Origin of the sequence: Okeania sp. SIO2F4 (genome assembly GCF_010672385.1) — a bacterium.
Lineage (GTDB): Bacteria > Cyanobacteriota > Cyanobacteriia > Cyanobacteriales > Microcoleaceae > Trichodesmium.
In genome coordinates this window covers 22,986-46,848 of sequence record NZ_JAAHGT010000001.1, presented here as the reverse complement: position 1 = coordinate 46,848, position 23,863 = coordinate 22,986, and the positions used below count along the sequence as shown (strand labels likewise).

Annotated in this window: 16 protein-coding genes and 1 pseudogene; 9 read left to right on the top strand and 8 right to left on the bottom strand. The window is 34.1% G+C overall.

Features of this window, described 5'->3' with window-relative positions:
* The first annotated feature begins 609 nt into the window (after nucleotides 1–609).
* The 4 genes from F6K22_RS00170 (at nucleotide 610) to F6K22_RS00155 (ending at nucleotide 6,042) form a co-directional block, all read left to right on the top strand.
* Nucleotides 610–798, top strand: coding sequence for a hypothetical protein (locus tag F6K22_RS00170; RefSeq protein WP_293092080.1), 189 nt, complete (start codon nucleotides 610–612; stop codon nucleotides 796–798).
* A gap of 1,697 nt (nucleotides 799–2,495) precedes the next feature.
* The gene (locus F6K22_RS00165) at nucleotides 2,496–3,866 is read left to right on the top strand and encodes an AAA-like domain-containing protein (RefSeq protein WP_293092078.1); all 1,371 of its coding nucleotides are present in this window, start codon (nucleotides 2,496–2,498) and stop codon (nucleotides 3,864–3,866) included.
* A 152-nt stretch (nucleotides 3,867–4,018) separates the two neighbouring features.
* Nucleotides 4,019–4,888: a sulfotransferase domain-containing protein gene (locus F6K22_RS00160; protein ID WP_293092076.1), complete on the top strand. Its 870-nt coding sequence runs from the start codon at nucleotides 4,019–4,021 to the stop codon at nucleotides 4,886–4,888.
* Between the two features lie 596 nt (nucleotides 4,889–5,484).
* Nucleotides 5,485–6,042, top strand: coding sequence for a Uma2 family endonuclease (locus F6K22_RS00155; protein WP_293092074.1), 558 nt, complete (start codon nucleotides 5,485–5,487; stop codon nucleotides 6,040–6,042).
* Between the two features lie 385 nt (nucleotides 6,043–6,427).
* On the opposite strand, the gene F6K22_RS00150 is transcribed toward F6K22_RS00155, so the two are convergent.
* The 4 genes from F6K22_RS00150 to cimA form a co-directional block, all read right to left on the bottom strand.
* A complete protein-coding gene (locus F6K22_RS00150; protein ID WP_293092072.1) occupies nucleotides 6,428–7,183 on the bottom strand; it encodes a class I SAM-dependent methyltransferase in 756 nt (251 codons plus the stop codon).
* A gap of 177 nt (nucleotides 7,184–7,360) precedes the next feature.
* Nucleotides 7,361–8,047, bottom strand: a complete 687-nt coding sequence (locus F6K22_RS00145; protein WP_293092070.1) for a Uma2 family endonuclease — start codon at nucleotides 8,045–8,047, stop codon at nucleotides 7,361–7,363.
* 59 nt (nucleotides 8,048–8,106) lie between these two features.
* On the bottom strand, nucleotides 8,107–9,885 hold the full coding sequence (locus tag F6K22_RS00140; RefSeq protein WP_293092068.1) for a DUF4435 domain-containing protein: 1,779 nt from the start codon (nucleotides 9,883–9,885) through the stop codon (nucleotides 8,107–8,109).
* A gap of 166 nt (nucleotides 9,886–10,051) precedes the next feature.
* The gene (cimA, locus tag F6K22_RS00135) at nucleotides 10,052–11,647 is read right to left on the bottom strand and encodes a citramalate synthase (RefSeq protein ID WP_293092066.1); all 1,596 of its coding nucleotides are present in this window, start codon (nucleotides 11,645–11,647) and stop codon (nucleotides 10,052–10,054) included.
* 394 nt (nucleotides 11,648–12,041) lie between these two features.
* Between cimA and F6K22_RS00130 the strand changes: the two genes are divergently transcribed.
* The 3 genes from F6K22_RS00130 to F6K22_RS00120 all read left to right on the top strand — a co-directional run bounded on the left by F6K22_RS00130 (nucleotide 12,042) and on the right by F6K22_RS00120 (nucleotide 15,721).
* Nucleotides 12,042–12,380: a 2Fe-2S iron-sulfur cluster-binding protein gene (locus tag F6K22_RS00130; protein ID WP_293092064.1), complete on the top strand. Its 339-nt coding sequence runs from the start codon at nucleotides 12,042–12,044 to the stop codon at nucleotides 12,378–12,380.
* 347 nt (nucleotides 12,381–12,727) lie between these two features.
* Nucleotides 12,728–13,831, top strand: a complete 1,104-nt coding sequence (gene thiO, locus F6K22_RS00125; protein ID WP_293092062.1) for a glycine oxidase ThiO — start codon at nucleotides 12,728–12,730, stop codon at nucleotides 13,829–13,831.
* Between the two features lie 483 nt (nucleotides 13,832–14,314).
* Nucleotides 14,315–15,721, top strand: a complete 1,407-nt coding sequence (locus tag F6K22_RS00120) for a hypothetical protein (protein WP_293092060.1) — start codon at nucleotides 14,315–14,317, stop codon at nucleotides 15,719–15,721.
* Between the two features lie 43 nt (nucleotides 15,722–15,764).
* Here the strand turns inward: F6K22_RS00120 and F6K22_RS00115 are convergent, their stop codons facing one another.
* The gene (locus F6K22_RS00115; protein ID WP_293092058.1) at nucleotides 15,765–16,487 is read right to left on the bottom strand and encodes a penicillin-binding protein 1C; all 723 of its coding nucleotides are present in this window, start codon (nucleotides 16,485–16,487) and stop codon (nucleotides 15,765–15,767) included.
* Between the two features lie 1,334 nt (nucleotides 16,488–17,821).
* On the opposite strand from F6K22_RS00115, the gene F6K22_RS00110 reads away from it, so the two are divergent.
* Both F6K22_RS00110 and F6K22_RS00105 read left to right on the top strand, forming a co-directional pair.
* Entirely contained in the window at nucleotides 17,822–18,394 is a 573-nt protein-coding gene (locus tag F6K22_RS00110; RefSeq protein WP_293092056.1) for a hypothetical protein, read from the top strand.
* A 503-nt stretch (nucleotides 18,395–18,897) separates the two neighbouring features.
* A complete protein-coding gene (locus F6K22_RS00105) occupies nucleotides 18,898–20,142 on the top strand; it encodes a polysaccharide deacetylase family protein (protein ID WP_293092054.1) in 1,245 nt (414 codons plus the stop codon).
* A gap of 615 nt (nucleotides 20,143–20,757) precedes the next feature.
* On the opposite strand, the gene F6K22_RS00100 is transcribed toward F6K22_RS00105, so the two are convergent.
* The 3 genes and pseudogenes from F6K22_RS00100 to F6K22_RS00085 form a co-directional block, all read right to left on the bottom strand.
* Nucleotides 20,758–21,870, bottom strand: coding sequence for an SGNH/GDSL hydrolase family protein (locus F6K22_RS00100; protein WP_293092052.1), 1,113 nt, complete (start codon nucleotides 21,868–21,870; stop codon nucleotides 20,758–20,760).
* Between the two features lie 565 nt (nucleotides 21,871–22,435).
* Nucleotides 22,436–23,385, bottom strand: a pseudogene (locus tag F6K22_RS43365) (zinc ribbon domain-containing protein); the annotation flags it as partial.
* Nucleotides 23,386–23,438: 53 nt separating this feature from the next.
* A complete protein-coding gene (locus F6K22_RS00085; protein WP_293092048.1) occupies nucleotides 23,439–23,603 on the bottom strand; it encodes a helix-turn-helix domain-containing protein in 165 nt (54 codons plus the stop codon).
* Between the last annotated feature and the right edge of the window lie 260 nt (nucleotides 23,604–23,863).

Here is a 23,863-nt window from a genome sequence, read left to right as displayed (position 1 = left end):
CCAGCTTCTGGGTGACCCAAGTGGGTATCGCATGGTTCAAGGCACCCCACAAGGCCAGCGGCAGGCCCAGGATCAGGGGAAAAAAATCTCTTTGGATGAGGCAACAGGGAACAGGGAACAGAGGTAAAAGTTTCAGAGTTTTAATGTATTTTTTTATTTTTAACAAATCATTTAGAATTCCTACATCACTAGTTTGTGCTAAGATTACATCTTTTTCTACTTGAGGGATACTATCAAATAGTAGCGATTATAGAGATTAGTAAACTTTTATATATTGACAAAATAACACTTTTGTGAATATGAGCTTAAATCCTGAGATTATACTACTCAAGATGTCAAAACTTGTTAACTTTTATATATTGACAAATAGAAATATTTATATATACATGGCTCCTCAGTGTTTTCATCCTCAAGTTAATCATACTATTTTAAAGAATATGTAAAATTACTAAGATTTTATTTAAAGATTTAATGAAGATATAGAGTTTTTTTCAAAATGAAATATATCAACTTTTATATATTTTCATCCTGAAAATTAATTGGCATGATTGTATAAGATAAATGTCAAAGCTTTAGCAATCAAAGATAACCTAGCTTCAGTCAAAAAATATGAAAAAATCAAGTGAAAATAACCAGGAAAGTATTTGGAAACAAAATATAGTTAAAACTAAAAGAAAAGGATATTTTAGAAATATACAAGAAGTAAAAGTTGTAGCAACAGTAGCAAATATTGCTCAAGAATCATCTGCATCAAAATCTTTTACATCAAAAGTTTGGGTAGCTTATACTTCCATATAAAGACAATATTACGTTGAGCAGAGTGGGCAAAAAATCTGCCGATTGTAGAAAAATTAATTACTATCAAAGTTTCCAAATTTTTTTGGAAACTTTTTTTTATTAAGTCTGTTATTTGGGGTATGACAAAACAAAATTTATTATAATTAAGTAGCATTACATAATTAATTGCAGACCTTTATTCTCTGTAATGCCTATAGAATAAAGGTTTTAGTATTGCTAAAATTGGAATTAATTTTGTGTACCCACTTAACAAAATATCATTAAATAAATGAATAAAAAAACTTGTCTTTTCCAACCCAATGAATTGAACATAAATTGTACATAAGAGAGTGAATACACAAGCAAAGATTAAGGTAGGATATTGGCTTAATATTCGGTATGTTCGGTGGGTTATACCAAATTAATAAATGTTTGCTACAAATAGTTAGGCTATTTCTTAGAAGTCAGGTAGGGGAGCCGTCGGTAGGGTGACGTACAGGATAAAGGAGTCAGAATGAATAAGTTTAATATCATTTTTGATGTCGTAATTTCTCTTTTTCATCAAATAGATATTTTCGATCGAGTCTTTTAATACTGCTTATTATTCGTAACATTCTTTTTTTCATCCATGGTATTATACCGTTTCACGGCAGTTAAAAGTCAACCCCCCTTTCCCCTCTAAGGGAGGAAGTCAAAAGTCATGTATTAAGATTTCATCGGCTCAAAACTTTGACGCGCTCAGTAATTTCAGGAAATTATTTCAGCTCTAAAGTTTGAAACTATTTGTGCCATCTTTATAAAGTGAATTGGTATTACCGCAGACAGTTAAAAGTTTGGTGAGTTACCATAAGTGTTGCTGCCTTTTTATGTTGGCAACAGCGGTTTTGCTCCGCTATTCATGTTGCGGAGCTTTGCTTTAGTAAAACCCACCCTATGGCAGGGTTTAATATTCCTTTAACAAACAGTCTCTAATATTGACTATATTCAAGAATTGATAATTGATAATGCATAATTGATAATTACCTCTCCCTAAAACCGATTGGATTGAGACAAGGGAAGAAATTTTTGACTTTTTATTCTTAAAAGAAGAGACTTTTAACCTGAAATTAAGTAATTATCAATTGTCAATTTTCAATTATTAATTGGTAAGTACCTGTTCATACATAAAGTTAACTTTTTATTAGGAGTAGTCAGGAGTAAGAATAGTTGGGAAAAATTTACTTCCTACAGTTATTTTACATTTGATTTTTCCTACCTACTTAAATATCTAATTATCAGTCATCAGGTATCAGTTAATTGTTAACTTTTTCAACGTCTAAGTTTGGCAACTCTCACTATATCAATCTGCGCATTGGTTGTGACAATTTTTATAACAGTTAATTTGAACTGAAAACCTTGAAAATTATGACTCCTGATTCCTGACTCCTGTACGGGCGATTCGCATAGATGCCCCTACCACCAAAATATTACAACTGTGCAGAGGATTGCTATATATTTTTAAAATTAGTAATTCAGGAATTTTGGCGGGTTTGAATCCACCACTGCTATACCTTAAACTTCGCCCTTAATAGGGGGGTTTTGATAACTCTTAACTGTTAACTGTTTCAAGTTTTTGCCTGTAGCAGTGTAAATTAAAATACATGAGGGAAGAGTAATGTTATTTTCAAACTAGGAGAATCTCCAAGTTTGTATAAGTTTCTAAGAGTGGCATAGTTAGGATGACAGACATCGAATCAATATCATTATTTACTGAAGAATTGGTAAGAGTTAAGACAGGCAAATCTCTGTCAGACATTGAAAGGGAAGTTCTCAGAGAATCCTTATCTGGCAAAACCTATAGTCAAATAGCCTCAGAATTGGATTACTCAAGAGATTATATTAGTCAAAATGTAGCTCCTAAATTATGGAAGCTACTTAGTATTATCCTGAAAGAAAAAATTAGCAAAAATAACTGCCGTTCGGTACTAGAAAGAAAAATAATTATCTATCAAGGAAGTAGAAAGGAAACTACAAAGACAGCTTTAATTAATCTAAATACAATCAAAGATTCAGAAAAATTAGACATTAATGATTGTAAACTACTTGATGGTAGAGTTCCTATGGGTTCTCCTTATTATATAGAACGTGCTGAAGAATTAATCTGTTATTTAGAAATTAATAAACCAGGAGGATTTCTCCGCATCAAAGGACCTAGACAAATGGGAAAAACTTCTCTATTAATGAGAATCATCGCCTATGCTACAAAACAGCAATATAAAACAGTTCGATTAAGTTTACAAAGAGTAGATAGTACAGTAAGCAAAGATATAAATAAATTTTTAAGATGGTTCTGTGCTAATGCAACTAGAAAACTACAACTAGAATCAAAATTGAATGAATATTGGGACGAAGATATTGGTAGTATAGAAAGCTGCACTTTCTATTTTCAAGACTATCTCCTATCTATAATAGATAGTCCTATAGTTTTAGCAATAGATGAAGTAGATTATATTTTTCAGTTTCCGGAAATAGCCAATGATTTGTTGTCAATGTTAAATTCTTGGTATGGAGAAGCTAAGGAAGTTAAACTCTGGCAAAAACTGCGGATAGTGTTAGTAAAATCCACAGAAGCTTATATTAGAATGAATATTAATAAATCACCATTTAATATGGGGATAGCTATAGATTTATCACCATTTACTTTAGAGCAAACCCAAGAATTAGCACAACGTTATCAAATCGAATTATTGCCAGCAGAACAAAAGAAATTAATGCGATTAGTGGGTGGTCATCCCTATTTAATTAACACTACTTTTTATCAGATAAAATGTAATCATACTAGCTTAGAAAGCTTAATCGAAACAGCCACGACAGATACAGGTATTTATAGTGACCATTTACATCGACATTTACAAAATCTCCAACAATATCCAGAGTTAAAAAAAGCTTTTGAACAGGTATTAAGGGCTGTTACCCCTGTAGAATTAGAACAAGCATTAGCATTTAAGTTAAAAAGTATGGGTTTGGTAGTACAACTGGAAGGTAATTTAGTTATACCTAGTTGTGATTTATATCGGCGATATTTTTATGATGTTCTGATCGATATGTAGTAGGGAGTGGGGAAAAGTTAAAATATATCTAGTCTATTTTAAATATAGATGTTGATTTGAAAAAGTCTTTAATAGTTTAACAGTCTTTGCCTTTTGCTTTTATTCGTTATCTTTATTATTTCCAAAATAAATGTATCTTAGCTTATCAAATAATGACTTTAGAAAGAGAAGTTAAAAAACCTCGTTATTATCTTCATAATGGATTTCGGATGCCTATGGGATTCCCTCCAGAAGGGTTCAGCTCTGGGATTAGTTATCAAGCACAACCTTCAGATATTTTGATCGCAACTTATCCTAAATGTGGAACTACATGGACTCAATATTTAGTCTGGTTAATTCTAAATAATGGACAACCTTTGTCAACTTCAGAAACTATATCTGACGTAAGTCCTCATTTAGAAGAAGTTGGAAAAGAAGTTATAGCTAAGTTAACAAATCCGAGAATTATTAAAACCCATTTACCTTATAATTTAACTCCTTATCACCGAGAAGCAAATTATATTTATGTAGCGCGTAATCCTTTTGATTGTGCTGTTTCTTTTTATCATCATACGAGGGGATTTATTAAACATTATGATTTTGCCAATGGCACCTTTGATGACTTTTTTGAATGTTTTATTAGTGGAGAAGTAGACTTTGGGGATTATTTTGATAATTTAGTGCCTTGGTATGAACATAAAGATGATGATAATGTTCTGTTTTTGACTTATGAGGAAATGAAATATAATCCCCAAAAAGCAATTTTTAAAATAGCAACCTTTCTAGGTTCAAAGTATGTTAAAAATATCAAAAATGAACAAGTTTTAAATCAAATTATGACTCATAGTAATTTTGAAAGTATGAGCAAAAAACAGGAACGTTGGTCAAGCAAAAGACCTGAAAATATGCCCCCATTTATTCGTAAAGGAGAAGTGGGAGATTGGAAAAACTATTTTTCACCAGAACAGACAAAAAGGCTGAGGGATAAATTTAAAATGCGGACTGTAGGAACTGGGTTAGAAAACCTTTGGTTAGAAGTTTAATTATTAATACTATTTCACAGAAGTTAAAAGTCAAAAGGTGCATCTCAATTTTGAAGAAAGCCAAAAATTTATCGCTTTTAGGGAACAGGGAACAGAAAAAAGTATTTTTGCAAATATGAGATACACCCAAGTCAAAACTAATATTTTATCAGGTCAAAACTTTGATACTATAGCAATTTCAGGAAATTATTTCACAATATAGCAATTCCCATACTGGTAAGGTACAAAATTTTAGGTTTGAGGGAACACTTAACTGGGAACACTTAACACTTAACAGGGAACAGAAAAGAAGAAAAACAACTGTACCTCATAACTTTGGGAATTACTATATATAGTTTGAAACTATAGCAATATGATTTTAGTTGTGAGATATTGGATACTTTTAGGGAACAGGGACTAGGGAACAGAGAAGATGAAAAAAATGTATCTTATTCAATCAGATAACTGCTATATTTTATACTTTTAATGAACACCTAAATTATCACATCTGATTCCTGATTGCTATATTTATAACATTCTTTTTTGAAATTTGTATAATATGAAATCCATTTGTTTAAAATATTAAATAGCAATCTTAAATTACTTATAAATTCACCATGATTACTTTAGCTAAATGGTCAATACAAGACTATCATCAGATGATTTATGCGGGTATTCTGAGCGATCGCCATGTAGAATTATTAGAAGGAGAAATTATTGAAATATCCCCAGAAAAAGCTTTACATCGGAAAATAACTGATTCTGTTGCCGAATATTTACGAGAAAAGTTCCGAGGTCTGGCAAAAATCTACGAAGCACATCCAGTTACTCTTCCTAATTCAGAACCTGAACCAGATATTGCTGTTGTTAAAATGCTAGTATCTTTATATGATTCTCGTCATCCTTATCCTGAAGAAATTTATTTGTTAATAGAAGTTTCTGATACAACTCTAGAAAAAGATTTAGAAAAAAAACGATTTGTTTATGCTCGTGCTGGTATTTTAGAATATTGGGTTGTGAATCTAGAAGCTAAACAACTCATCGTATTTCAACAACCATCAACAGATAATTATCAAGTCCAAAAAACCTACAGTCAAGGAACTATTTCTACAGTTGTTTTTCCCGATATTGAAATATTAGTAGAAAAGTTATTGAAATTAAGGAGTAAGGAGTAGAAAGTAGGCAAGATGGGTCAGAGAATAACAAGCAAAAAATATTTATAGGAGTCGCCATTACTAGCGCAGACATTCTCACACCTTTCAAATTTAGTCTGTGCTACGAATTTAACTTCTGGGTAGTCCTGTAGATGTAGTGATTTAGACTGGAGTAAGGGAATAGGGAACACAGAAGGTGGGAACAGAAAAGCCCCTAAATTCTATATTTCAAAAGAATAATATTCCCTCTCTAATTAACCTTATTATCCGAGTATCACTACTTGTACACCACTACCAATTTCTGATATAGAATTCGGTTATAGAGTATATGTTTATAATTCTATAATTACTTTAATATTCAATCTCCCCATCTCCCCACCTCTCCCAACTATTCTGACTTATGACTTCATCTATACTCAGGTTTAGTTGCTGTAATAAAAACCATGCGATCGCTAAATTTCAACACTGACTTATCCTGATATTTGTCTTCCATTTCTTTTAAACCTGCTGCTAATTCAGTATCATTAAATTCAGAAAGGAAAAACATATAACGATTTTCTACCATTTCAAAATACTGACTTTTTGGCAATTCTAAAGGATACTCTATAATATCAACATCGACAATAAAATCTACTTGTTGAAGTAAATTAATTAGTTCTTGATAGTGAGGTTGTTTTTTTTCGTACAACTCTAGTGCTTTGGCAAATAAAGGATACTCAATAGTGGGTGGTAAGAGCAATAATAGAAAAATCCCCCCAGGAGTTAATCTTTGCCATAAATTCTGGAATAGTAGAAATTTTTCCTCTATATAATGGATAGCTTCTTTTAAGAAAATTTTGTTATAAATTCCTGGTTTTTGAGAGAATTTTACCCCATCCATTTCTACAGGATTTAATCGACTATTTGCCGGGATTTTTTCTAGCATTTCCGCAGAAGGATCGACGCAAATAATCGGTTGCTGTAACTGAATTTGATTGATAATTTCTTTGCTATAAATTCCTGTTCCACACCCAAGATCTACCAAAATATCTGTGGGAGTTAGGTGTAGATGTTCGATGATTTTTTGAGTTGTGAATTTAATATATTCAGGAGAGTATGACCAGAGATTATCGTAAATATTGGCGATATTTTTGTAATGGTTTTCGGAAGGGTTGTTTGTCATAGTAAGGAAGGTAGAACTATAGATTTTAAGGCGGATGGCACAACACAGATTTTGCCACGGATATACGGATGATTAGAAAAATGAATATAGAGATTCATTGATTAGAAAACTATTGCTACTGTACTTCATAAACCTGGAATGCTTTCTATAATAAGACAGAAGTTCAATACTTGGGATTTAATCATAATTTTTGCTCATTTTTTTGACAAAATTTTGATATTCTGGAGAATCTAATCCCTGTTGTAAAATTTCTAATACTAGGGCTAAATATCCTGCAAGTAAAGCTTCTTGAGCTAACCATAAACCAGGGAAATATTCACTACAAATAATACCTTTTTCATTGGGTTTAAGTTTAATATATTTCCCTTCTCTTAGCCGAAACCAATCAATTTCTCTATCATAAACCCGCCAGACTAAATATTCTTGGACTTGATTACCTTGATAGGCTTTTAATTTATCATGTAAATCAATAGACGCTGTGCTAGCTGCAATTTCTACAATTAATTCTGGCGCACCTTCAACATAGCCATCTTCACTAATTGTTGATTGCCCATTAACAGTAATTCTTAGTAAAACATCAGGTTGAGGTTCATTTTCTGCATCAAGACGTACTGTACAATTATCCCCTAGTTGAGTATTAGGAGTATAAGCTTTATAGAAACCAAGCCATGTCATAATTGAAGCATGGGGTTCTCCATGTTGATTAATTCTTAAAGGTGATGCCATATAAACAATTCCTGCAATTAATTCGGCTTTTTTGATATGAGGCATCTGTTCATAACGCTGTTCAAATTCAATACAAGTAAGTTTATCGCCGTTTTCCAGGGGTGGAATTTTTGTTGATGTTAGGGTGTTTTGAGACATAAAAATTTTTGAAATTTAGGAGTTTATTTATTGCATTTTATCAAAAAAATAAAGCTAGTTTACTCAATATTATCTTGAGGAATTGGTAACTCAGGAAGTGAATATCGTAACGCTTCTATAATTGCTTTATCATTATGGCTAATTAACCGCTTTACATAGTCTTTTAATCCTGTCCCTTTAAAAGGAAAGAAGCTTGAAATTTGATTAATCAATCCTTTGTTATTATATAGACGTAATGCTTCAGAGTAATTTTGATCATTCAAAACTTTATTGATTAAAGTTTCCTTTGTCAGATATAGAGATTTAGGATTAACTTGTGATGACATATCTTCAAATGATTGCTTTAATGCTTCTTCATCTTCTTCTGGTTTAAAATTTTTAAAACTTTCTCTAATCTCAGCAGCCACAATAGAACAAACTACCTTTTTTTTCTCCCTTTCCATGTGACTAAATACTAATTCTTTAGTTTTTTGTATTAGATTTTTTATATCATCTTGGTCTCTGCGTAAAGAATTAGCTACTACTTTAAGTACACTTTCTGATAAAAAAATATTCTCAATTTCAGAAAAATTAAGACAATATATTCCAGGTGGTAAATTAGCAATCTGTTCATCTGTTCTATAATCACGATCAATAATACCTACACACTCAAGCTTATGAAGATTTTTCAGCTTAGAAAATGAACGAGTTGCGTTAATAACTTCACTGCAACCTCCACAGGGAATGACAGTATAATCTGTATAAATATGGGAATAAACTAAAAAATCTAGACTTTCCTTACCTCCTTTACTTTCAATAAAAAGAATGGGTTTTCTACTTCCCATAATTTCAAGTAATAGTCGTTCTGGAAGGTTTTCTGTCTCAGGGATTAAAGACCAATCCCATTGATTATTCTCATAACTTTTTACCCAAATCTTAGTAGAATTAACACGGGTTACTGCAAAATCTAAATCGTGAGTTAAATAGACAAATAAACAATCTGGTCTTTCAGCTTCAATTGCATCCCATAAGCGATTTTGTAATGCTTTATGTAAATGAAGTTCAGGTTCGTCAATAACTATAATACTGTTTTTTTTCGCAGCAAGACATTGACCAATAAGATAAAAAATTACTCGTTCACCATCGCTCATTTCAGCAGAGTGATAAGTTTCTCCATTTTTAGGACAAGCTTCTATTTTTCCTGCTTTTGTTGTAATAAGCTCTCGATGTAGAATAACAGACTCCCAAATACGCTTGATAGTATCAAGAAGAGTTTCTGGTATATTTTCTGGTTGTTGTTTAATCTGAGCTTGCTTTTGTTCTTTAATCTTAGCTTGCCGAAACTCTGCGTTTTCCTGATATTCTTCCGTGAATAAACAGGTTAGTAATTTATCATAATCATTCTGAAGTGAAGTATTTGGTTTACTTCGCCATTTATTTCCTAATTTGTAAGCTAGGAAATTTGTATCATCTATAATGTCGTTATGCAAGCCATAATAAAGCATATTTTTAGCCACTTCCATAGAAGATGTAGGAGAAAAATCTGGTATGGAAAGAGATTTTTGTGCTGCTACTCTATGCACGGAATAACGTTGTGTTTGTGGTGACTCTAAGTTATTTTCAATCCAGGAACCAAGGCGAGTTTTTCCTGAACCATTTGCACCAACTATTACAACACTTGCAGCACTTGAATTATCTCGAAACTTAATTACAACACTTGAATTATCTTGAACCTCAATTACAACGTTTGAATTATCTTGAACTTTAATAAAATCATCTGAATTGAAACCTGATTTAGGGAGAGGGAGAACTAACTTTTTCTCTTCAATTTTTTCTGGCAAATTGATGTTTTCTTGCATGATTATGCCAAAACAGTTAACGATAATCTTGAAAAATTTACAGCAGTTTCTATTTTAGCACAAATAAAGTAGAAACGTTTTATGAAACGTCCCTACAAAGTTATGGTTTTAATTGTTGTATTTATGTATTTAAAAATTACGATGACTGTGGTTTTTCCATTACCATCTACACCACACTCACCACAGTTTCTTGACACTGATTTTCCAACATCAAACCATATTCCAAACCTTCAACAACTGCCTGATAAGAAGCATCCAAAATATTAGTAGAAACTCCCACAGTCGTCCATCGTTGTTGACCATTACTCGACTCAATTAATACCCTAGTCTTAGCAGAAGTACCCGCTCCACCATCCAAAATTCTCACCTTATAATCTGTTAAGTAAAAATTAGCGATCGCTGGATAAAAATTTCCTAACGCTTTCCGCAAAGCAGCATCCAAAGCAGAAACCGGACCATTCCCTTCCGCAGCTTCCAGAATATCCCTACCATCAACAGCAACTTTCACCGTTGCCAGAGAATTAGAAACCTTACCACTTCCCTTATCCAAATTCACCTGGAAACCCTTAATCTCAAAAAACTGCTGCCGTTGCTCCAAAGCAGTTCGCATCAATAACTCAAAACTCGCCTCCGCACCTTCAAACTGATAACCCTCATTTTCCAACTCTTTTAACTTCTCCAAAATTTGCCGACAAGCAGGGTTTTGGCGATCTAATTCAATACCGAAACTTTTCGCCTTTGCCAACACATTACTCAAACCTGCTTGGTCAGAAATCACAATGCGACGACCGTTCCCCACCTGTTGCGGTTGAATATGTTCATAAGTTAGAGGGTTACGTTCCACTGCTGACACATGAATACCACCCTTGTGAGCAAAAGCTGATAAACCTACAAATGGTGCATGATCGTCAGGAGCAAGATTAACTATTTCACTAATACCTCGACTGGTCTGAGTCAATTTTTCTAGTTGTTGCGACTGAATACAGTCATAACCCAACTTGATTTGCAAATTAGGAATTAAAGTACAAAGGTTAGCATTACCGCAACGTTCCCCATAACCATTAATAGTTCCTTGTACCATCCGCGCTCCTTCCATGACCGCAGACAAAGCATTGGCAACAGCAGTTCCAGAATCATTATGGGTGTGAATGCCTAATTTTGCAGTAGGTAAAGCTTGAGAAACATCTGCCACTATTTGACTGATTTCGTGGGGTAGAGTCCCACCGTTAGTATCGCACAAAACTAACCATTCTGCTCCGCTGTTGTTGGCAGCAGCTAAAGTTTGCAAAGCATAATCAGGGTTATGTTTGTAACCATCAAACCAATGTTCAGCATCATAGATAACGTGGCGACCTTGACTGCACAGATAAGAAATTGTATCTGAAATCATCGCTAAATTTTCTTCGAGAGTAGTTTTCAACCCTTCGGTAACGTGCAGATCCCAAGATTTACCAAAAATTGTCACCCAGCGCGTACCCGCAGACAAAATAGGTTGGAGAGTAGGGTCGGATGCTGCTTGCTTTCCCGGACGACGGGTGGAACAAAATGCTACAACTTCTGCTTGAGTCAGGGGTTGGTCTTTCAGCTGCCAAAAAAATTGTACGTCTTTAGGATTTGCACCAGGCCAACCGCCTTCGATAAATGGAATCCCTAAACTGTCGAGTTGATGGGCGATGCGTAGTTTGTCTTCCAGGGATAGGGATAATCCTTCTCGTTGGGCACCGTCGCGCAGAGTTGTGTCGTAAATCCAGATTTTGTTCATGGTGGTTGATGGTAGGTTTTAGGTACTAGATTAGTCAATCATACAACTTAGTTTGAAGGAAGATACTTACAATTAAAATATTTTTCAACTTAATTTAAACTTTATCATTCAAAGGTTTACTTTTGAATAGATGGGAATTACTATTTACCAATGGATAATTGATAATTGATAATTGATAATTAATTCCCAGAGCTTGAAACCCTCTCCTAATAATTAATAATTGAGAATTGCGGAACGCAAAACGCTTTTCATGTTGCCCAGCGTTTCATGTCGGCTCTGGCAGCCGAAAACAAAAATAATTCTCCATTAATGAACCACTCTACTTTACTTTTTATGTTAATTTTTATCTGTTGATATATAATCAATATTAGTCAATATAATGAAATAATTTGTTATGGTTAAGATTCAGGCTCAGGGTAAAACTATCAATTGTGCTAAAGGAGCAAATTTACGTCAAGTTTTACTGAAAAATAATGTTGATGTTTATAATGGCAATGCCTCAATTATTAACTGTCGTAGTATTGGTACTTGTGGCACTTGTGCTGTAGTAATAGAAGGAGAAGTTTCTCAACCTCAATGGCGAGAAAAAGCTAGACTTTCTTTGCCTCCCCATATTTCTAATTCTCAGAAACGTTTATCCTGTCAAGTGAAAGTTTTAGGAGATATAAAAGTAACTAAATACAATGGTTTTTGGGGGCAAGGTTCTGAGATTGTCTGGACTCCTGAAGGATAAAATATATATTAAGAAAAATCATTAAAAATATCAGTTATAGGAAAATAAAATCAAGACATAAAAAAAAGAGTAATTGCTCTTTAGAAGAAAAACAAAGTTCAAGCTCATAAACTGTTTCTTATTCCTAATAATTATCTGTAGAATTATCAGAAGCTGTTTGAGCATTGGTGTATATAACCGATGAATCCGTAGAAACCTAACATCCCTACCCTAGAATAGAATCAGGGTTTCAAAGCCTCTATCCTCGTAGGATAGAGGTTTGGAGAGAGGTTTTTATTAGTTGACAAAAAGTTTCTCAGTCCATCCGTGTCAAAAATCCTTGTCATGTTCTTCTTCCTTTATTTAAAATGAATAAATCAAACAACATCCTAATTATTGGTGGCGGTATTATCGGTCTATCAATAGCAATAGAACTTAAACTCCTCGGAGCCAAAGTCACAGTTATTAACCGTGATTTTCAGCCAATTGCCACAAATGCTGCTGCGGGAATGTTAGCTCCTCAAGCTGAAGCTATTCCCCCTGGAAAAATGTTAGACTTATGTTTAAAAAGTCGGACATTATATCCAGAATGGGTACAAAAAATAGAATCAATTAGTGGTTTAGAAACTGGTTATTGGTCTTGTGGAATTTTAACTCCAGTTTATACATTAAAAGACAGACAAAATTATGCTTTACCAAACCTAAATTATCAATGGCTAAATCAAGTAGCAATTCATCAATATCAATCAGGATTAAGTCCTGAAGTAATTGGCGGTTGGTTTTACTCTCAAGATGCGCAAGTAGATAGTCCTTACTTGTATAAGTCAATTATTGCAGCGGCTAAAGAATTAAAGATTGATATTATCCAAGGCTCTGTTAAAGAAATAATTTGTAAAAAAGGGAAAATTCAAACTCTGAAAACATCAATAGGTGAATTAGAAGCAGAACATTATGTATTAGCTACGGGTGCGTGGTCACAGGAGTTATTACCAATTCCTGTTTTTCCTACAAAAGGGCAAATGTTGTCATTAAAAATCCCCTCAGATGTAAGTACAGAAAATTTACCTTTACAGCAAGTTTTATTTGGAAATCAAACTTATATTGTACCACGAAAAGATGGCAGAATAATTATTGGTGCTACCTGTGAAAATATCGGATTTGTTGATGGAAATACAGCCGCAGGAGTTCAACAATTACTAGGAAATGCAATTAGATTATATCCAGGTTTAAGAGATTACGAAATCTTAGAATTTTGGTGGGGTTTTCGTCCTAATACTCCTGATGAAATGCCCATATTAGGAGAAAGTAATTATGATAATTTGACATTGGCAACTGGGCATTATCGGAATGGAATTTTATTAGCACCTGTAACAGGAATGTTAATTGCTGATTTAATTTGGAATAATCAATCTGACCCCTTATTAACAGCTTTTAATTATTCTCGGTTTATGGAAGTAGGAAGTAAAGTTTGAGGAAGTTATGTGATATTAAATCCGGTAGTTTTAGTATAAATAAAGTATAGAAACCGGGTTTGTATGAGATGCCCTACCATATTAACATCCATCTCCCATAAAGTCGGTTTCTTATAATATCAAATCCACTTAATTCGATATAAAAAAATGTTTCATCTTTACTCATTCCCAAATTTTTCTATATCTCCCCCGCACCGCACATTCCCCTCCTGGGAGGGGTTAGGGGTGGGTCTCCACACTATGAATCTAATTACACCAATGCTACCGGATTTGATATAATACTCCAAAGTAAGCAGATTTGATATGGAATGACTTTTGATTTAGTAGATTTAATTTATTTGGTAAAAATACTTAAACTAGGAAAATAATAGTAGAAAAAGAATAGAAAAAATTAGTAGATTCACTGATGCAGAGTTGTGTAGATTCTTGATAGAGTACAGTTGGGATAAAAATTCAATCATTTGTTAGAGGATATATATACGAATGACTACTACAAAATCAGGGAATAAGTCAGAGATATTAACTCTTGCTAAACAGGGAAATATCACAGCGATCGCATCTGTACTTAATTATTTTTTTAAAGATAAAGGAATTACTACTCAAGTCACTATTATAGATAGTGTATTGTGTTTAACTCTAAAATCTCTAGAAGTACCAGACAAAAAAAAATCTGTTTCTTTTGTGCATAGAGCTATTGTAAAGTTAGGAATAGAATCAATAGATTCTGTCAAAGTTTCTGGTCAAGATATAAATACAGATTCTCCTCAGTGGACTGAATTTATTAGTTTGTACAATCAAGCTAAAATACAACAACAAATAATTAAACCTGTAGAATCTATAGAATCAGATAATCAGCCCAAAAATACAAATACCACAACTGAGCAAAAGAAATTAGATAAACTGATTAAATTATCTCAATGCAGTATGTGGTTAACTTTTTTGTTAGGTTTAACTATTCCCATAGCTACATATATTTATACTAAGCGGAAAGTTGCTTTTTATATTTGGTTTTTCGTATTTGGAATTTTCTTACAAGGTATTTTATCTGCAAGTTTAATCAACTTTTTACTAGAAAATAGTGATGGTGAAGATATATTTATTAAAGCATTTTATTTACCTTTCTTAGTAGTGTCATTCATCAGCATTATTGACAACTGTCTGGCAATTAAACGAGGGCGGAGACAAACCTATTTATTAACGGGAAAAACACTTTGGAAACAGAAGGGGAAAAACAAACAGGAAAATCAACAGAAAGAAAACAAAGTAAATAAATGGCCTATATGGTTTCCTTATCCTAGTTCATGGCTAAAAAGTTTATTTATGTTAATCTGGACAGTGATTATAATTAGAGTTTTTGGTTTCTGGAGTGGGATTGTAGGGTTTATTTTATCAGAAATTACAGGAAGTGAAACTCTATTTCTAAAAGCTGTAGGATTAGGAATAATCTTATCTATACTTGTGTTATCCTACGTTGACCATATTTTATCTAATAAAAATATTTTCTTTGGTAAAAAACCTTCTTCAAAATCTTTGATGTGGGTGCCTCATCCCATAAGTATATGGCAGGGTTTTTATGCTCATATTGTCCTAGTTTTAGCTTCTATAATCGTGATGATTATTCTTTTACCATTTTTATCTATTTGTGACTATCAAACATTCGGGGATTTTGGATATTGCACTCGAATGGTAGATACGAAACTAACTGACTATGATGAATTAATTAGTTACTTTGCACTAATAAGTTGGTTGACTATAGTGGCGTATTTTTATCAAATTGAGCGTTGGTTAAGGAAAAATTTTTCTCTCAATGATTTAGGCAAACTTATTCTGACAATATTTATTATTTTATCTTTAAACAGTCATATTTCAATAATTTCACAACTTTTATAAAATAGTAGTATAGCTACTATTTTTATTCCTTATTTAAAACTTCTTACTTATTCTTTATTCCTTCTTGAAGTATAGAAAAACCCTGATAAGGAGATTGACTTGACAATTGTACTTGAAAATTTACTCTGTCTACCATTTCTCCTGAACGTACTTCCAAATGCCACTTACCAGGAGTTAATTTCCAAAAAAAAGAATTGCCAGAATTAACTGCTAACTTCTCTCCATTCAACCACCATTCCACAGATTTTTTGGCTGAATTTGCCAACTTAAATTCTAACTTTTGTTCTCCTGTACTACTATCAATTAAAAAGTAATCATCTTCTTGGGGAAATAAAATTTTTAACTCACCATCAACAAAACTAGACTCACTTTGTCTTGCTAACCATTCGTTATATTCAGCAGGCAAATTCCCCACTCGATAATTATTAGATAAATGCTCGTATTCTGCCAACTTTTCTGAATAAAAATACTCGGTCATTACCGACGGACAATCGGATTTAGGACGCAATCCAGAAATTGTACAAACTGGGCGCTGAACCATATTTTTTGGTGTGGAAAAAAAAGTCGGTTCATTCTTTTCATGTAAATGCAGCATAATTCGATTCCATAAAGGTGCAGCACCCATAACTCCTGATATTTGCATCATCGGTTTGCCACTAAAATTACCTACCCAAACTGCTACAGTATAATCTTTGGAAAAACCGACCGTCCAAGTATCACGAAAATCTGAAGAAGTACCCGTTTTTACTGCTGCTGGAAATGGCAAATTTAAAGCAGAATTAATTCCAAATTCTGTAGCTCTAGCATGAGTATCGCAAAAATCTGAGGAAATGGATTGGTCTTAAATCTCTTGTCATAATAAAATTAATTTCCCATCAACCCGTTTTTTTATAATACTATCGGTGTCAAAAATCTGAGGAAATGGATTGGTCTTAAATCTCTTGTCATAATAAAATTAATTTCCCATCAACCCGTTTTTTTATAATACTATCGGTGTCAAAAATCTGAGGAAATGGATTGGTCTTAAATCTCTGTCGGGAGGTCCGTGTAGGGAGACGCTCGAAAGTAGGAGGAATAATTGTTTGTACCTCTATCTTTTTGTGCTTGTCTACCTTTCGTCCTAACTTTTTGGTCTTAAAGGCTGAAAAATTTGCACTTTTTTCGCTCCAAAAATGCTAAAACCTCTATATATCAGTGCTTTTAGATTATATTGGCCAGCCATACTTGACTAATCCCACACTTTGCGCTATGCACAACCGCATAATTAAAGTTACTTTACTGTAGAGATGAGTTTTTTTGCAGGTCGCTCTGGGTCTCCCGTTAAATCCGAGATTGTAACGGGAGACCCGGAGCGACATTTAGTTGGGAGCAAGAAGTGTGACAAGGTGTAGAGCAATTTTTAAAAGAACATTCTCAAAAAGAATTTAGTATCGAAGGTGAAATTGGCTTGAGATCGGGTTAGTTTTAAAATTATGACTTAGGCAGAAACCGGGTCGATCGACGAAATTTCCTGGTTTGAAAAACAATAATCATGGCAATAAACCCAGTTTCTTTTTTGGGCGCGTAAGTCCTGAAAATTATACTTTAATTTGCTCAAAAATTCCAGATACCGAGTTTCTCACCCTGTTTTAGTTAGAGACTCGGTTAATTTTTTGTGTCTTGTTGTTGTCAATATCAATTTTTAATTGCTACATTTTTTAAACTTTTATATTCAAGAAAAAGCTTGTTTTTAAAAAACAAAAAATTCACAAAATTATTTTTATTTGTAATTTTAATAAATTCAAAATTAATAATTATCAAAAATTGTAAATTATACCAGTTTCAAAAAATAATGCTACATTAACTTTTTTTTGTAGTTAGGGAAGACCTGGATTTGGCTATGAAAATTAAATAAATAACAACGTTTTTCTCTATACTCTATTCTCTATTGCCTTTTTTACTGTAACGACCTTTTTTGAATTTGCTATTAAATTATGAATAAAAACGAAAATTGTTAACGAAAATTGTTCTGGTTAAAGCGGAGATCAAAAGAATAAGCTATAAAGTAATAAGATGTGAGGGGTTATACCCCTCAAGTAGTAAATTGATTAAGGAGGTCCAATGGTACAGAGTTTTGAGATTGATACAACCCACAAGATAAATCCTCTAACTGATAACTTCAGGGTCAAAAATGGATATGAATTTGTAGCTACTCCTGAGTATGACCAGACTGAATCAGAATTATTAAAACTTTCAACTATGCCCAGTTGTATTCGCCTTGGCCTAAAAGATTTAAAATCCTTTGAAGTAGTAGACCATCAATTTCAAAATTGGGGCGTAACTTTCTCTAATGCGATCGCTATCGAACCCTCAAACCCAGCTTTTGCAGTTCCTCCAGGTACCAAAGTCTTAATGGGAGCGCCAAAAAGTGGCCTAATAGAAATGAACTTTACATCTCCAGTCAAGTTTGTCAGTGGACTGGTAAGGAGTTCCCGCCGAACTGTTTTGTCAGCCTATAATCAAAATGAAGAACTCTTAGCTCAAGACGAAATGTCCGCTTCAAACTTGCTTTACCCAGATTCAATTATTCGTCCTGATGCTGAACTAACGGTTGATGCTGAGAATATTTACAAAGTTAGTTTTTATGCTTTTGACGGCCAACTGATAGTTATAGATTTGAGCTTTAGGTTTTAACTAGAATTTAGAATTTAGAATTTAGAATTCTGAATTTAGAATTCAGAATTATGGAAAATTAACTCAAAAGAAAATTTTATTTTCTATGGTACCAAAGAACAAATAAATTAAATTAGTTGTCTTGTACTAGGGAGTTTGAGAATTGAGAATTGAGAATTATGGAAAATTAACTTAAAAGAAAATTTTATTTTCTATGGTACAAAGAACAAATAAATTAAATTAGTTGTCTATCTATTAGACCTCTCCAAAAATCCCGCTCGCTACGCTCGAACGGCGCTGTGAGGGTTTGAGAAGATTTAGGAATAATAATGTCTATTGACAAAGACTTAAATTTAGGTATATACTTTAGATATGCGGCCATTGCAAAACCCGTCAATGCCTGTGGATGAGTAGCCGCCGACGGTCTTAGGGACGTTGCATGCAACGTCCGTACAGCGGGAAGTAAACATTAAAATATCACGCTATGTGAAGTTTTATATCAGTTTTATGAAGCAGTTGCCGAAGTGTTAAATAATCCTCAAGTCTTATTTGTTCCCTGGTTACATTTTCACCAACCTCCGATTTGGAATAATGGTCAATTACACGGCAACTTAGAAAAAATGCTCGGTGGTGAATCCAATTCAGAAGAGCATTGGAATGCTCAATGGTTTGCCCAAGCATACAAAAATCCGGCCCGTTATGCCAAAAAACTATCTGAAGAAGGTCATCAACCTCGGATGATGGTAGATTATTCTGGGGTATTGCTGGAAGAGATGGCAAAACTCTCTACAAATGGCATTTTCTCTAATCTTTATGTTGATGGCGAAGCAGTAGGAGATGTAATAAGTCTCTGGCGAGAAGTTCTGACGGAATATTCAGACACAATAGAATTTACTGGTAGTGCATATAGTCATTGTTATTTTCCAGCTACTCCCGAACGAGACCATGAAGCTCAAATTATGGAATGGCGAAGGGTTTTTGCAGATTTGTTTGGGGAAGAGGCACTATTGCGGATAAGAGGGTTTTGGCCTCCAGAGATGGGAATGACTGGCGACCCCGCGGAAGCGTTGAGATTTATCCGTCTGTTGAAAAAGTGCGGTTATGAATGGATAATTTTACCGAATGCAGCATTGGAACATCCTGAAGGTTGGAGTACCCCAGAGTTAGAAAACCGGGTACATTGGTTGGTGGTAGAATCAGACGGTGAGTCGGAATGTATTATATGTGTGGTTAGGGATACGGATATGGGGATTCGACAACAAAGCGGTCAAAATGCTGAAGGTTGTATTAATGATGTGCGATATCGTGGTGGAGAAGTGGGAATGAAACCACCTGCTTTAGTGGTGCCTACTTCTGATGGGGAGAATGGTAATGTGATGATGTTTGAATATTTTAAGAATTCTTTTGCTCCTCTATTTCGAGAGAGCGATCGCTGGTCGGATGTGGGTTTTATGACGGTGAGTCAATATATCGATACTTATTTATCAGAAGGACCAGTAACAGAGGTGAGGTTGAAGTCTACAGGGGGTTCGTGGATCGGAGGTCATCAGCAATGGCAAGAGGGAGACTTACGACAACAGGTATTGGCAGCAGTTGAACAGTTGAGTCAAGATTATGCCAAGGTTGTAGAGTCTGGCAAGGGTTCTGCTGAAAAAAGTAGAGCGTTGTTATTGTGTGAAACCAGTTGTTTTGTTTATTGGGGTTCTGATTTTTGGGCGCAACAGGCAAAGTTATTTATTGAGTGGGCAAGAGAAATGTTAGGTTCATAATTTAGGAATGTCAAGCTAGTGCCGCTGCGGGGAAGTCAAAATTAAAAATTAAAAATTAAAAAGCATTAGTTAGTAAGGCTTTTAGGATTTTGTAACTGGTCAGTTATTTGTGCCATCCTGCACTAGGCTTAATCATATTAGTAAAATTTTTTAGGAATTAAATTATCGTCAATTCTATTTTCCCAGTCTTGCTTTGTAATTATAGTAATCAGATGAAGATCATAAGCACAATATTTTAGATTTTTAGGGCGCTAACATTTCTAAATTATCAAACTCAGTCAAAGAGTATTTTTTACTTTTGACTGTCAGATGTGCGTCTTATACCATTTTGAAAAAAGAATGTTACGAATAATAAGCACCAGAAAAAGACTTCATAAGAAAGTCTATTTGACGAAAAGGATAATTGACAACATCAAAAATGGTATTAAATCTATTCATTCTGACTCCTGAATTCTGAATTCTGAATTCTTACGAAATACCCTAACTATTTGTAGCAAACATTTATCAATTTGGTATTACATTCTGGAGGGGCTGTGTGCGGAATTACTTCCGCACAGTAGGCGCCCGGTAGGAGACCTCAGAATTACGCACTCGATGCATGACTTGCGCGTAGTGCTATACTTTCTGTTTCTGCTTTTGTTTATCTTTCTGTTTGAAAGCTGACGTCCCTAGGAAACTTAAACCTAATCCCAACAAACTCAATATAGAAGTAGGTTCAGGAACATCTTGACTATATTCAGGAACAGCTTGATTATTTTCAGGAACAGCTTGATTATATTCAGAGTTCAGAGCAGATATAGCTTCATTTGCTATTAACTGATAAAATTTTGTTGTAGGATGAATGTAATCCCAGTATAAGTATCCATCTGATAAGTTTTCATCTGATAAGTTTCCATCTGGAGCTGCTGGATCTGCAAGATTAACATCACACCGAAATTTGTTGTCGCATTCTAACCAACTGTCTGTTACATTAGTAAAACCGAACTCACCGGGATTTTCAAGTATATTATCGAAAGTAGAGTTAACATCTAATAATGTGATAGTCACTTCAGAAAACTCTTCCTCAAACTCAGCTATCTCTAACTCCAATTTTTGGTTATGATCATCTGTTAATTGATTGAATATCTTTTCATCTATACCTTGGATTTTATGAAAATCTGAGTTTGTGAATGATAGCAAGTTAGGGATCAGGAAGTCACGAGCGCCTACATTATATAAATCTCGAATACCATCGATCACATTCTCAACAGTTGTATCTACAATATCAGGAGAGTTACCTGCAATATAATCTTTTGTACCGGAAAGATAATCAGTAGAACCTATCCAGAGAGTATACAGTGCATTAGAGTTAGCTGACTCACCTTCAAGATACCCCAGAAAAGAGTTAAGTTGTTTTCCTAAGCCATTATCTCCACTATTATTTCCACCTTTAGCAAAATTAGCTCCATCTGAACGCGCACCACCACGATTAGGTTTATAAAAAGTTAGAGGATCTAGCTCTAAATGCGATGCTACAATATCTGTAAAAACATTTCCGTTAGAAGCTCTACCCTCAAAATAAATATCGGCGTTCCCAGTTCCGTTTGTATTTCCTGGATCTGAAAGGCTGTCCCCAAAAACAAACATTTGGGAAAAGTCTAAATCGGAATCTGCAGCGTAAACTGGTGCAGTGCCTATAGTTAGAGTAGATGCAGTTATAGCAATGCTGAGTGACACAAATTTATTCATTGATTTAAGCTTTATTATTTGATAAATATACTCTTTAAGTATAAATAAGAATTGTTAGTGTTTTATGAAAATTCAGTAAAGATTGGGGAGAATTTCACTGGTTATATAAAGATTTGATGAAATTAATATAGTAATTTATACTGATAGATGAATATTTGATGAAGTAGGTATTTTTTTCTTGATATAAGGGGGGAGAGAATTCATAATCCGAAAAGGGCCTTGGTAAATTAGGGTATGATTTGTATTTTTTGGTAATTCCTAAAGTATTGAATAACAAATATTTGAGATTGTTCAATTTTTATTTTCATACCTTTATTCACCAACGCCTGATTATACTTTACTGTTTCTGCTTTTGGTTATCTTTCTGCTTGAAAGCTAACATCCGTTCTACTAAACTTACCCAAACTTACCCATGAGTGATTCCATGAGCTTTGGAGCTAGCTTCCTGTTTCACTGAAAACCACTGACCGCCGTCTGCGTACGGACGTTGCATGCAACGTCCCTTCTTCTCCACAGGCTTCAAATCGGTGAGAACTCCACCTACTCACGCGCATAGTTTTCGCTCGTTGACAGCAACATTAAAATCTCTGTCTGTCTCCAAACCACAGCGTTCACACTTGTAAGTTCTCTTGTGCAACGGCATTTTCTGTTTGTGCCCACACTGAGAACATATTTGAGAACTTGGATAGAATCTAGGAGCTATCACTAACTCGCTTCCATACCACTCACACTTATATGATAACTGACGCTTAAACTCATAAAAGCCACAGTCTGCTATGGCGCTTGCTAATTTCTGATCTCTTGGTCGATTGGAGGCAAGCGTTTGCGCTTCGCAAAGCTTCGAAGTTCGCGTAGCGTCCCGGAGGGAACGGAGACCTCGCCATCCCATCCTGACGGAATGCTCCGCTTTCCGACCGCTTTTTGAGCATTCCACTTACATTGTCATACTTCTATCACTATGGTGCTGTGGTTTTTAGCTAACCAGGTTGTCAGTTTATGTAGTGCATCTGCTCTGATATCTGCTACTTTTTTATGAATCCTTGCTAGTTTTTTGATGGCTTTGGCTCTGTTTTTGCTCCCAAGCTCTTTTTTGTTGACACGACGTTGATAATGAGTTAGTCGTTTTTTAGCTTGCTTATAGGCTTTTTTGTTAGCAAATTTGGTTCCATCACTACAAGTTGCGCTTAGATTTATTCCTACATCTACACCGATAATATCTCGTTCTTTTGTAGTCTGATTAGGCCGAGCATCATATTTAAAACTAATGTACCAATCACCTGCCCGCTTAGATATAGTAAGGTTTTTTACTGGTACAGAGGGTAAGATTTCATAAGTTTTTACTATTCCTATTCTTGGTAGTTTTATATAGTTTCCTTTCAGAATTTTAATGCTTCCTTGTAGATAAAAACTATCTTTTTTCCCTTTTTTCTTAAACTTCGGAAATCCATATTTCGGAATAGTTAACAAGTTTTTAAATGCCCTTTCTAAATCTCTTAATGCTTGCCCTTGGTGCACACTTTGATACTTGATAATACCAGGGATTTTCACTTTTTACTTCAGCTACCAAACTATACATGTAACGTGATAGCACTCAGTCGTTTCTTGGTTGATTTGTATTCAGCAATACAAGTTGCTAATCCCCAATTGTAAGCGTGTCTAGCTACACCCGCGTGTTTGGCAAGTATGGTTTTTTGTTTATTATTGACTTTGAGTTTAGTCTTGATTGATTGCATTTCAATTTATTGGCCACCTCTTTTAATATTTTAATAAGTTAGACATAAATCTAGTATATCACAGTAAATGTCTATTTATGTTAAATTTTGTCTAATTATTTTAATACTGTTGATAGCCCCAAAAACAAACATTTGGGAAAAGTCTAAATTGCAATTTGCAGCGTAAACTGGTGCAGTGCCTATAGTTAGAGTAGATGCAGTTAGAGGAATGCTGAGTGACACAAATTTATTCATTTTTATTGCTTATAATAAATCTACTC